A 10,833-nucleotide genomic window follows, 5' to 3' on the forward strand; every position below is an offset into this window, starting at 1 on the left:
CCCGGCTTCCGTGACAACGGTGACCGCTTCTGTTGGGCGCGGGTTTCTGCGCATGCTGGAGTGCCGGAAGCCAAAATCGATCAATCGCTCATCGCGGCTGCCATTTGGCATACTTTCCATGAGAAAAGCATAAATTTTGGTGCGCAGCCGGCGGAACTGCTTGATGATATTCACCCGCTCTTCCCGCAAACTGATCTTCTCTGCCTGAAAATGGCGTCTCTTTTTCAACCCGTCCCGCAGAGCCTGCGACAGCGTTTCGGCCGTTGTTACTGCCTCTTGCGAAAGCTTCAGCGCCGCATCCTCCAGACCATCCGAAATTGCTTTGATAGTTGACATGACCTGCAAAAGACGCCCCTGGCCATAGAACCGGACTTCCGACAAACCATATTGCCTGCGGACGGCCAAACCGTTCCTCCCGCGCCAGGTGTGCCCCGACAACCTGGCGAATTCGCCGTAAGAAAAGCACAGCATCCTCCTGGGTTGCCAGCAAAGTCAGACGCTCCGGATCGCAACGGGTTACCTAAACTTGGCACTCCACCAACCGCCAAGTTTCCCGAGCTCCAACGAGCCACCCTATCCAATGGTCTAAAGATTGTTTTGGCGGAACGTCATTCCGTACCTATGGTCAACTTTAATTTGCTTGTTGATGCCGGTTACGCTGCCGATCAATTTGGCAAACCCGGAACCGGAAGCCTGGCTGTAGATATGTTGGATGAAGGGACCAAAAATAAAACCGCCTTGGAGATTAGCGATGAGCTATGCGGAGAGTAGTGGAACGGCTGATGTGCCTATCCTGAGACTTGTCATATCTGTTTTGAAATTCCACATGTGTTAATCTATCTGGTGCTTTCGATCCGGCTGCTTATCTTATCCACGGTTGAAACCAAGAATTCCGGTCGTCTTCCTGATAGGGCAAGGTTGACTTGGCTGCATAGACTGACAGCTGGTTTTGGACTTTTTTTTCGCCCTATGGTTATCTATGGCCTGCATTTTGGCATTAATCGACAAGACAAAAATACCAACTATAAAAGTAATTTTGCTATAGTATTTCGCGTGAATGACTTTGACGGATTATCTCAAAATGGTAAAAGCTCAAGGTATCAAACCGATACAAAACTTCAGACGATGACGAGGGTCGCTTTGCGACATTTAAAGATCCCGAAAGTAATCTGATTTCTGTATGGGGCAAATAAATTTCTTGTAACTTGGAGCATTAATGCATAAATCATTAATCTAAGGAAAACTAGCTTGCACATCGCCACATTTGGAGGTAAGTAAAATGAATCTTTTAATTGTATTATTGACTGGACTGGGGCTCGGACTCCTCGTCGGGGGGAGTATCTTCTTTGAACCCAAAGAGCCATACAAAATCGAAATCATGATTGCCTCGACATTGAGAAGCATTTTAGTCGCTTTGATAACCGGATTATCCCTTAATGCCGGAAGTTCATGGATGGCCGGAACGGGCTACGGTTTACTTTATGGTTTTAGTTTTGGACTGGTCATCTTTTTAGCCAAAGGTGGGTTCAAATCAAAGGATGCGCCCTTTGTAGTGCTTGGATCATCCATATCGGGTGGGATAGCTGGGATAATCATCGTTAATTATGCATTTTAAAGTGGTCTGGGAATTAAAGTTAGACGCTTAGCGCCAAACATCGACAAAGTTTGTAAGTTTAACTGATACGTATGAATTACAATTGCTCGTCGGGGATTTACCCCTTGCTTAGCATTCGTATAATCCCCGACGGAACACTAAACAGGTTGAATTGGTGGTACTCCGGATGCAATCCACACAATAATTGGTTCCCGCAAGGGATTACCTGGTGAATCGGCAGGTGGGTTACAAATTTCTTGCGAGCGCAGTTAATTTGTCGGCGAGCGAAAAGAGGCTTATAAAAGCTTGATTGGCTTTGCCCGCAATCATGCATTTGCAGAGGTAAACGATTTTGAGGAAAAGGATAATAAGAAGAATCATCCTTATCGCTTTGCCAATAACTTCGGGAGTCTATTTCTTAAGGACAGGAATTGGAAAATTCGATAGCTATGTGCATCGAAACGACTGGCCACAAACTGAAGTCAAAATAATTTCTTCAGAGTTTCAATATATTAGACCAGAGAGAGGTAAGATGAAGATATCAAGCCAAAAATATTGAGGCTTTTTAGGAATATGCTATTTGTATCAAGAGCCTAATGGACAATTAAAGCAATGATTGTCTAAAAATCGTTGCACCTGACATTTACCGCTATGCTCCAAAAAGCAGGCGAACTCAGCGTCTAATTCGTGCTCGAAGGGGATTTGCAGCCCGCGTGCTCAGCCCATCACCGTACATTTGATTACGGACACCTCCTTCCTAGTGCTCACATGAAAACTCATATATTCCTTTCTTATGCCTAACATATTTTGTACCTTGCTCACTGTGTGAAAGACTTTGGCTTTGATTTCTACCAAAAAAAGCGTTGGCCATTAGCTGTTGGCCTTTGGCTTTTGATTTCATAATCAATCATACAAAAATTGAGTCTTAATTATAATTTCTTTATCTTTTTATTTCTTTCTGACTTAGTGTCTTCGTGGCGAAAGTTTATGAATAATGCCGGTTAATTGATTTTATTAGCTAAAAGCTAATTGCCAAAAAGCCAATCGCTCAATTTAGGTTCTAATCAGAATGGATTCAGTGCCGAAACTTTTATTGCAGATGCCAAATAATAGAAAATGAGGTTCGAGTGATAGATTCAGAAAAAAGCGACAATGAGGAGCAACGAGGGACGCCGCCCGAGATAACGCTCGAGCAATTACCTTCAAAATTACGTGAAGCGGCGGGCCGCCTGAAATGGACAATACTGACTCCGGTTCAGGCACAGTCGATTCCGTATTTATTGAAAAATCAGGACATGATGATTCAGGCGCGCACGGGCAGCGGCAAGACCGGGGCTTTTCTTCTGCCCATGCTGGAGCAGCTTGATGCGGACCACGACGTCTGCCAGGCGTTGGTCCTGGTGCCGACCCGCGAGCTTGCTTCGCAGGTCTGGGAGGAAGCCAAAATTTTATTCGGTGAAAATGGCTTGTCCTCTACGGCCGTTTATGGCGGCGTAGGGTACGGCAAACAGATGGAGGCGCTGAAAAAAGGCGTCCAGATTATCGTTGGAACGCCCGGGCGCATTCTGGACCACCTGCTCAGGCGTACTATGAATTTTAAGCATTTAAAAATGCTGATTTTTGATGAAGCGGACCGTATGTTGTCCATGGGATTTTATCCTGATATGAAGAAGCTCCAGACTCATCTACCGAAACACAAAATTCACACCTGCATGTTTTCAGCGACCTTTCCGTCTTTTGTGATGCGCGTCGCGGAGCAGTTTACCCGTGAACCCGAATTTCTCAATCTTAGCAGCGAACAGATTCATGTTGCGGAGACACAGCATATTTTTTATACGGTTCCGGGCATGGATAAGGACCGCAGCCTGGTACGCATCATCGAAGTGGAAAACCCGGCGTCTGCGATTATTTTTTGCAACACCAAAGCCAACGTGGAATTTGTAACCATCGTGCTGCAGCGCTTTGGCTATGATGCCGACGGCTTGAGCGCCAACCTGTCGCAAAAAGACCGGGAGCGGGTTTTGCAGCGTCTGCGCAAGGGCACACTTCGCTTTCTGGTAGCCACTGATGTGGCGGGCCGCGGCATTGATATTCCTGAACTCTCCCATGTTATTCAATATGAACCGTCCGAAGATGTGGAGGTTTACATTCACCGCTCGGGTAGAACCGGGCGTGCCGGCGCACGCGGCGTCGCCATCACCCTGGTGAATCGAACTGAACAGAGGCTACTGAACCGTATTGCAAGTACATACGACATCGATTTACAGGAGTGGCCCTTACCGGCGGACTCCGACGTCGCAAAAATTGTCACCCAAAGGCTGACTGCGCTACTGGAGGCGAGACTTCGGGAACGCGATAAACTGCAGTCGGAACGCAGTCTCAGGTTTTTGCAACTCGCCAGGTCGCTTACGGAAAATGAGGATGAGTCGGCGATCATCACCATGCTTCTGGATGATTATTATCAACAACAACTGCATGCTCCGGTCGTGCCACCCCTGGAAATTCAATCAACAGAAATAAAATCGAAAGAACCCGACCACACCCGGCGCCGGAGAAATCGTGGTCGCCAACGCCGCAAACCGCGATCCGATTGATTTGTCTTCCATCCTACCAAAATCTTTCCAGGGTTGCCCGGCGCATTCGGCAAATTTTTTGTCAGCTGGTGCAGCCTCGCTCCTCTTCGCGGCATAATTTTTTTATGCGCGACTTCGATAAACCACTCTTTCTCAGAAGAACCTTAAATAATTATTGGAGTTGGAGTTCAGAACACTTGTGAAAAAAAAGCAGTGAGACTCTTGCAATCAAATGCGGAAAAACTATACAGACTTTAACTTCTGCAATTCTTTTCGTAAAATCTCGTTTACTAATTCAGGGTTGGCCTTGCCGCGGGTCGATTTCATGATTTGACCTACCAGAAACCCTAAAACCTGCTCGTGTCCTGTTAAAAATTTCTTGACTTCGTCCGGATTCTCACCTATCACTGAGAGCACGTGTTTCTCCAGTTCAGCAGAATCTGAAATTTGTACCAACCCTTTTTCTTTAATTATCTCATCAGGTTTTTTACCGCTCGTGTGCATTTCGTCAAAAACGAATTTGGCAATTTTACCACTGATCGTTCCATCTTTTATGAGTTTAATCAGGGTTGCCAAATCAGCCGGTTTGATCTTTAAATCTTTAATATCAGCTTGAGCTTCCTTTAAGACTCTCAAAACCTCCCCCATTATCCAATTGCTGGCGGCTTTAGCATCTCCGGAGAATAAGGCGGTTTCTTCAAAATAGTCGGCTATTGCTTTTGAATCGGTTAAAATATCTGCATCGTATTGAGGAAGCTCGTACTGCTCAACCAACCGATTTCTTCTGACACTTGGCAATTCCGGCAATGATTGGCGAATTTTTTCAATCCAGTCTGATTTTATTTGCAAAGGCACGAGGTCTGGCTCCGGAAAGTAGCGGTAATCATGTGCAAACTCCTTGCCTCGCATGGGGATGGCTTCATTCTTGTTGGCGTCCCACAAAAGTGTCTGCTGAACTACTTTACCGCCTTTTTCCAAGGTCCGGATTTGCCGCTCAATTTCGAACTCAAGGGCTTTTTCAACACCACGGAATGAGTTCATATTTTTTAACTCGGTTTTCACACCAAATTCCTGCGCTCCAAGCGGTCGCACGGAGACGTTGGCGTCACAGCGGAGACTGCCCTCTTCCATGTTGCCGTCACAAATTTCCAAATATTGCACGATTTGCCGCAGCCGGCGCAAATAGAGATAGGCTGCTTTGGGCGAACGTATATCGGCTTCGCCAACGATTTCAATCAATGGTGTGCCGCAGCGATTGACATCAACCAGGGTCTCGTTTTCCCCCACAAATGCTTCTGCATGAATTGACTTGCCGGCATCCTCTTCAAGATGAATGCGGGTAATCCCAATCATTTTTATCTTGCCGTCGATTTCTATTTCAACGTGGCCGTCCTCACACAAGGGTTCTTCGTACTGTGAGATTTGGTATCCCTTTGGCAGATCGGGATAAAAATAATTCTTGCGGGCGAAAATTGAGTTTTCTGCAATCCGGCATTCGGTGGCGAGTGCTATTTTTATTGCAAATTCTACGGCGAGCTTATTCAAAACAGGCAGCACTCCAGGCATCCCCAGGCAAATCGGGCAGGTTTGGGAATTCGGATCTGCGCCAAAAGTCGTACTACAGCGGCAAAATATTTTCGATTTGGTTAAAAGTTGGGCGTGGACTTCAAGCCCGATGACAGGTTCGTATTTCATTTTTTGAACTAAAGATTCTTTTCAATAAAATCTCCAACCCGCAGCACCATCTCTTCATCAAAATGTTTCCCGATGACCTGGACACCTATAGGTAAATTGCTTGAATCGAAGCCACAGGGTACCGAAATAGCCGGCAACCCTGCTAAATTAACAGAGACTGTATAAATATCGGACAGATACATAGTCAGCGGGTTATCCAGTTTTTCTCCTAACTTAAATGCGGTCGTAGGTGCAGTTGGGGTGAGCAAGCAATCACACTTTTGAAAAGCACGCTCAAAATCCTGTTTAATCAAAGTTCGTACTTTCTGGGCTTTTTGGTAGTAAGCCTCAAAATAACCGGCCGACAGCACATATGTTCCCAGCATAATTCTGCGCTTGACTTCTTCCCCAAAGCCCTGACTTCGAGTTTGCATGTACATTTCCTGCAAATTCATTGCCTCATTAGCCCGAAAGCCGTATCTAACGCCATCGAATCGGGCGAGATTTGAGGAGGCCTCAGCGTTTGCCAGAACGTAATACGTTGCAATCGCGTAGTCGGTGTGGGGTAATTCTACATCTAAAAAAGCAGCACCGCTTTCTTTCAGCAAACCAATGGTTTTTTCAATCGACTTTCGAACTTCGGCGTCTAAACCCCGGGCAAAATATTCTTTAGGTAAACCGATTTTTAATCCCTCAACGTCCTTTCGGAATATTTTTGAAAACTCAGGAACGGGTACAGGTGCAGAAGTCGCATCTCTCTCATCATGACCGGAGATCACTTCTAATAGAAGAGCGGCATCTTCGACTGTTTTCGAAATGGGCCCAATTTGGTCCAACGAAGAGGCAAAAGCCACTAACCCAAAACGAGAAACTCTGCCATAGGTCGGCTTCAATCCGACGACACCACAGAAAGCAGCCGGCTGGCGAATAGAACCGCCGGTATCCGAGCCAAGCGCCGCCGTAGCCATGTCTGCCGCTACTGCCACACAGGATCCACCTGAAGAGCCGCCGGGAACCCTGCCGGGATCTGCGGGGTTTTTTGCCGACCCGAAATAGGAGTTTTCATTGGAGCTTCCCATGGCAAACTCATCCATGTTGGTTTTGCCGATAATAATCGCATCTTCGGCCGCCAATTTGTGAACCACCGTGGCGTCATAAGGTGAAATGAAATTTTCCAGAATATGAGAAGCGCAGGTAAGTTTCTCGCCTTTTACAGCGAGATTGTCTTTTAGGGCGATGACAAGACCAGCCAGTTTTCCAATCTTATGACTTGCTCTTTTTTCATCAATCGCCTTGGCTTTTATTAAAGTCCTTTCCCTTAAAACAGAAATGAAGGCATTCAGATGACTGCCTTCATTTATTTTATTAAGGTAATGTTGGACCAACTGTTCATAGGTCCATTTACCTCGAGTTAATTCCTTTTTTATATCACTAAAAGAAATTCCGTGGCCCCAAAACCCCTCCGAACCCAAATATCTATTCTTTATTACCCGATTCAACCTGGGGCTTTTCTTCTTCAATTTCCGGTTCTTTTGTGGCTTGTTTAAACTCTTTTAAACTTTTACCTAACCCTTTGGCCAAATCCGGTAATTTCTTTGCGCCAAACAAGAGCACAATTATAAAAAAGACGATCAGTATTTCCCATGGTCCTGGAGACATTATTTAACTCCTAATTGTTGACAGAATTAATTGAGTGGATTGTGTGCAAACGCTTCATACTATATTTATTTTTTTTTTGATCTTTGCACATTATCTATTTGATTCATATCTTTTTTAAAATCCTGTTCGATTTCGCTTATATCCAGCTCGTCTCGCAATTCGCGGGTCGCTTTTTTGAATTCGCGCATTCCCTTTCCCAACCCCTTGGCAAGTTCAGGTAGGCGTTTGGAACCAAAAAGCAAAAGAATCACTAAAAAAATTATGATAAGTTCTGGCATCCCGATCGAGCCCATAAAAAAACACCTCCAACGTTTGAATTAATACCACCTTAATAAATAAAGGGCTACGCCAATTCCTAAAAGTCCAACAATGTTAAAGCTAATTGTAAAACCAGCAGTCAAACTAAACAATTTGACATCTAAAGTTCCGGGGCCGAGCCCAAACGAAGCTGTCCTTAAAAAGAATTCTCTTGCTACGCCTCCCGGCAGCAAGAGACCGATAAGTTCTCCCAACAGGGTCCCGACCATAGCGCCCAGAATAATCACCAAGACAATCTGTCCAATTGGTTTTTTAGCCATTGGTTTCCCCTTTCTGCGTCATGATTAAACCGCCAGAGTTACCCAATCTTAAGCTGCTTCTAAAGTTTGTCCGATTATCGATCGGAAAATTTTCGCACCATCGTCCGAGTTCAGTATTTCTTCAGCGCTACGGTCGGGGTGTGGCATCATTCCCATGACGTTTCCGTTACGATTCATTATTCCTGCAATGTTCTCCAAGGAACCGTTCGGATTTGCTTCCAGAGAAATATCACCATTGGGTTCACAATATCTAACGATTACTTGATTATTTCGGTTCAACTCGCCAAGAGTCTTTTCATCTGCAAAATATAAACCCTCAGCATGAGCAATCGGAATATTTAAAATCTCACTTTTCTCACAGTTATTGGTAAAAATGGTATTTGGGTTTTCAACGCGAAGATGGACATGTTTACAGACAAAACGTAAACTCTGGTTGCGCATTAAAGCGCCCGGCAGCAGCCCTGCTTCGCACAAAATCTGAAATCCGTTACAAATACCAAAGACAATGCCTCCCAGATTCGCAAAATCGACGACCGCTTTCATGACAGGCGAGAAACGAGCAACAGCGCCGGTGCGCAGGTAGTCACCGTAAGAAAATCCCCCGGGAAGCAAGATAACGTCGTACTGGCTCACATCCTCTTCTTTATGCCAGATAAAACTCACATGCTGCTCAAAGACGCCCTTTAAAGCATAATAGCAGTCGTGGTCACAATTCGAACCCGGGAAGATAATGACGCCAAATTTCATTCTTTTTCATTAAATAGTGGTTGACCGAAAAGTGCTCTGCGATGCTGAAGCACCGCACTCCAACGAACACAAAGCACTGTTTATTAGCACAAACATATTGTATTTTGGAATGCAACAGTTTAGTTTTGCCACTTTTCGGTCAATCATTAACTAATTCGATTCTGAAATCCTCAATTACGGGATTAGCCAAAAGTTTTGTACAGGCCTGCCTGGCGATGTTTTCTGCTTCCTCCTCAGGAACGTCTCCGAGCTGCAACTGAATCAATTTCCCCATTCGGACTTCTTCGATTTGATCAATGCCTAAATTTTCCAGTGCGTGATGAATCGTCTTGCCCTGGGGGTCAAGAATACCTTTCTTTAACATAATATGAACTTTAGCAGTCATCATCGCATTCAATCCGGAATAGATACGTCGAGCAATTCTTCATCTTCTTCCTCTTCGTGGTGGTGTACCAATGAGCGAATCCAAAAAAACAAAACAAAACCCATCGCTATCGGAAAAGTCGCTTTTTGTCTAAAAATAACAACAGAGGCAATCGCAAGCAGCATCATAATAATCAAGATTGAGTTCCTCTTCCCTTCCCGTGATTTCGTGATAAACGTCTTGAAGGAGTTGGAGGCTTACCTCCGTGCCTTCCCGCTCCCCAATTACGGCGAGATCGCCGCTAGGGCGTTCTTCGGACGGCTCGATTACGTCGTCAGCGGTCATAGGTTACTCGTCCGGCGGCCCAATTTCTGATCTAACGAATTCTAGGTAAGCCGCTGTGCGGAAGCTTCATCATGCTACCTCAAGGTATTAGTAGCGACCTGCTCGGTCAACCATCGGTGACAATTTTTGGTTTCCCTTGCTATTGGGACGCCCGGTTGTTCAGACGGGCGGTCCTCACGACGACCGTCTGGAACGTATGCGCCTGTACTGAAAGCCGAAATTGGCGCGGTTTTATCTGGCCTTGCGGGAAAGGGCTCCTCAGACAGAATACGGCGTTCTGTCCCAACTCCGTTCACAGGTTTGCCCCCTCAAATCGCTCCGCTCCTGCGCAGCAGTTCCGCCACCGCCTCGGCGAGCTTGCGGTAGCCTTGGGCGTTGGGGTGGATGGCGTCGCTCTTGAGGTTGGGTTGCTTGAGGATGGCGGGCAGGGTCTCGCCGTCGTAGGGGACTTCCAGCTCCTCGGCGAGCTCTTCGTAGAACCCGGCGCTGCGGCCCAGGATCAGGCCCAGGTTGGGCACGCCCAGGAGCACCACCGCCACGCCGCGCTCCCGGGCCAGGCGCACCATGGCGCGCAGGTTGGCCACGGTGTCCTCCCGGGCCCGCCGCTGCAGCAGGTCGTTGCCGCCGTGGATCAGGACCAGCAGGTCCGGCGCGCTGTCCCGCAGCACGCCGGGCAGGCGCGCCAGGCCCTCGGCGGTGACCTCGCCCGGCACCCCGGCGCGCACCACCCGGCGCCCGATGAGTTCCTGGAGCACCGCCGGATAGCTCGCCTCGGCGCGCGCGCCGGTGCCGTGGGTGAGGCTGTCGCCGAAGGCCAGCACCACGCCATCCGCCGGCAGCTTGGCGAGCCTGGGCGGCCCGGAATCGCAGGCCGCCAGCAACAGTAGGCCCGGGAGCGCCGCGAGCAACAGCAGGCCCGGGAGCGCCGCGAGCAACAGCAGGAGAGATCGCGCGAGAACGCGCGGGATGGCGATGGCCGGCACTGGCGGCTGGCTCATCAGTCCAGGCTGAAGAAGGCCTTGCCGACGATGCTCCAGCCCACGGCGGCCTTCTGGAGCGTTAGGTAATCGGTGTACCGGCGGCCCTGATAGCGGACCTCGACCTTCGCCATTGCGACGGAGCCGGTGCGGTCGATAGAGACGAGGCGCATGTCGAAGGGCTCGCCCTCGGCCTTGGGGACCGGCACGCTTGCGATTTGATCGAGAAAGCCGGACAGGGGAAATTCGTGGCTTTCGCCGCGGCTCTCTCCGAACAGCCAGCATTGCGGGTGAAAGATCCGCCGCAGGCGTTCGACGTCGC

General features: G+C 47.8%; 14 protein-coding genes. 3 read left to right on the plus strand and 11 right to left on the minus strand.

What is annotated here, in order from left to right:
• Positions 1-471: hypothetical protein (locus tag IH879_12305; protein ID MCH7675720.1), on the minus strand; the 471-nt coding region annotated here is incomplete at its 3' end.
• Positions 472-480: 9 nt separating this feature from the next.
• Between IH879_12305 and IH879_12310 the strand changes: the two genes are divergently transcribed.
• From IH879_12310 to IH879_12320, 3 genes are all read left to right on the plus strand, one after another.
• A complete protein-coding gene (locus tag IH879_12310; protein MCH7675721.1) occupies positions 481-771 on the plus strand; it encodes an insulinase family protein in 291 nt (96 codons plus the stop codon).
• 508 nt (positions 772-1,279) lie between these two features.
• Positions 1,280-1,615: a hypothetical protein gene (locus IH879_12315; GenBank protein MCH7675722.1), complete on the plus strand. Its 336-nt coding sequence runs from the start codon at positions 1,280-1,282 to the stop codon at positions 1,613-1,615.
• Positions 1,616-2,667: 1,052 nt separating this feature from the next.
• Complete coding sequence (locus IH879_12320; GenBank protein MCH7675723.1) at positions 2,668-4,188, plus strand: DEAD/DEAH box helicase; 1,521 nt, start codon at positions 2,668-2,670, stop codon at positions 4,186-4,188.
• Between the two features lie 222 nt (positions 4,189-4,410).
• Here the strand turns inward: IH879_12320 and gatB are convergent, their stop codons facing one another.
• The 10 genes from gatB to IH879_12370 all read right to left on the minus strand — a co-directional run.
• Complete coding sequence (gene gatB / locus IH879_12325; GenBank protein ID MCH7675724.1) at positions 4,411-5,862, minus strand: Asp-tRNA(Asn)/Glu-tRNA(Gln) amidotransferase subunit GatB; 1,452 nt, start codon at positions 5,860-5,862, stop codon at positions 4,411-4,413.
• Between the two features lie 8 nt (positions 5,863-5,870).
• The gene (gene gatA, locus IH879_12330; GenBank protein MCH7675725.1) at positions 5,871-7,283 is read right to left on the minus strand and encodes an Asp-tRNA(Asn)/Glu-tRNA(Gln) amidotransferase subunit GatA; all 1,413 of its coding nucleotides are present in this window, start codon (positions 7,281-7,283) and stop codon (positions 5,871-5,873) included.
• Between the two features lie 34 nt (positions 7,284-7,317).
• The gene (gene tatA, locus IH879_12335; protein MCH7675726.1) at positions 7,318-7,500 is read right to left on the minus strand and encodes a twin-arginine translocase TatA/TatE family subunit; all 183 of its coding nucleotides are present in this window, start codon (positions 7,498-7,500) and stop codon (positions 7,318-7,320) included.
• Positions 7,501-7,565: 65 nt separating this feature from the next.
• Positions 7,566-7,793: a twin-arginine translocase TatA/TatE family subunit gene (gene tatA, locus IH879_12340; GenBank protein MCH7675727.1), complete on the minus strand. Its 228-nt coding sequence runs from the start codon at positions 7,791-7,793 to the stop codon at positions 7,566-7,568.
• Positions 7,794-7,817: 24 nt separating this feature from the next.
• Complete coding sequence (locus IH879_12345) at positions 7,818-8,078, minus strand: DUF4321 domain-containing protein (protein ID MCH7675728.1); 261 nt, start codon at positions 8,076-8,078, stop codon at positions 7,818-7,820.
• A gap of 48 nt (positions 8,079-8,126) precedes the next feature.
• Positions 8,127-8,825: a phosphoribosylformylglycinamidine synthase subunit PurQ gene (purQ, locus tag IH879_12350; GenBank protein ID MCH7675729.1), complete on the minus strand. Its 699-nt coding sequence runs from the start codon at positions 8,823-8,825 to the stop codon at positions 8,127-8,129.
• A 139-nt stretch (positions 8,826-8,964) separates the two neighbouring features.
• Positions 8,965-9,210, minus strand: coding sequence for a phosphoribosylformylglycinamidine synthase subunit PurS (gene purS, locus IH879_12355; GenBank protein MCH7675730.1), 246 nt, complete (start codon positions 9,208-9,210; stop codon positions 8,965-8,967).
• Between the two features lie 129 nt (positions 9,211-9,339).
• Positions 9,340-9,534, minus strand: coding sequence for a hypothetical protein (locus IH879_12360; GenBank protein ID MCH7675731.1), 195 nt, complete (start codon positions 9,532-9,534; stop codon positions 9,340-9,342).
• 308 nt (positions 9,535-9,842) lie between these two features.
• On the minus strand, positions 9,843-10,532 hold the full coding sequence (locus tag IH879_12365; protein ID MCH7675732.1) for an arylesterase: 690 nt from the start codon (positions 10,530-10,532) through the stop codon (positions 9,843-9,845).
• The coding region (locus IH879_12370; protein MCH7675733.1) for a nuclear transport factor 2 family protein at positions 10,532-10,833 on the minus strand (302 nt) is incomplete at its 5' end. The genes IH879_12370 and IH879_12365, both read right to left, overlap by 1 nt.

It is taken from the genome of candidate division KSB1 bacterium (assembly GCA_022562085.1).
Lineage (GTDB): Bacteria > Zhuqueibacterota > Zhuqueibacteria > Oceanimicrobiales > Oceanimicrobiaceae > Oceanimicrobium.

Coding starts and splice junctions, on each gene's coding strand:
- IH879_12315 (MCH7675722.1), top strand. CDS start 1,280: ATGAATCTTTTAATTGTATTATTGACTGGACTGGGGCTCGGACTCCTC.
- gatB (MCH7675724.1), bottom strand. CDS start 5,862: ATGAAATACGAACCTGTCATCGGGCTTGAAGTCCACGCCCAACTTTTA.
- tatA (MCH7675726.1), bottom strand. CDS start 7,500: ATGTCTCCAGGACCATGGGAAATACTGATCGTCTTTTTTATAATTGTG.
- tatA (MCH7675727.1), bottom strand. CDS start 7,793: ATGGGCTCGATCGGGATGCCAGAACTTATCATAATTTTTTTAGTGATT.
- IH879_12345 (MCH7675728.1), bottom strand. CDS start 8,078: ATGGCTAAAAAACCAATTGGACAGATTGTCTTGGTGATTATTCTGGGC.
- purQ (MCH7675729.1), bottom strand. CDS start 8,825: ATGAAATTTGGCGTCATTATCTTCCCGGGTTCGAATTGTGACCACGAC.
- purS (MCH7675730.1), bottom strand. CDS start 9,210: ATGACTGCTAAAGTTCATATTATGTTAAAGAAAGGTATTCTTGACCCC.
- IH879_12360 (MCH7675731.1), bottom strand. CDS start 9,534: ATGACCGCTGACGACGTAATCGAGCCGTCCGAAGAACGCCCTAGCGGC.
- IH879_12365 (MCH7675732.1), bottom strand. CDS start 10,532: ATGAGCCAGCCGCCAGTGCCGGCCATCGCCATCCCGCGCGTTCTCGCG.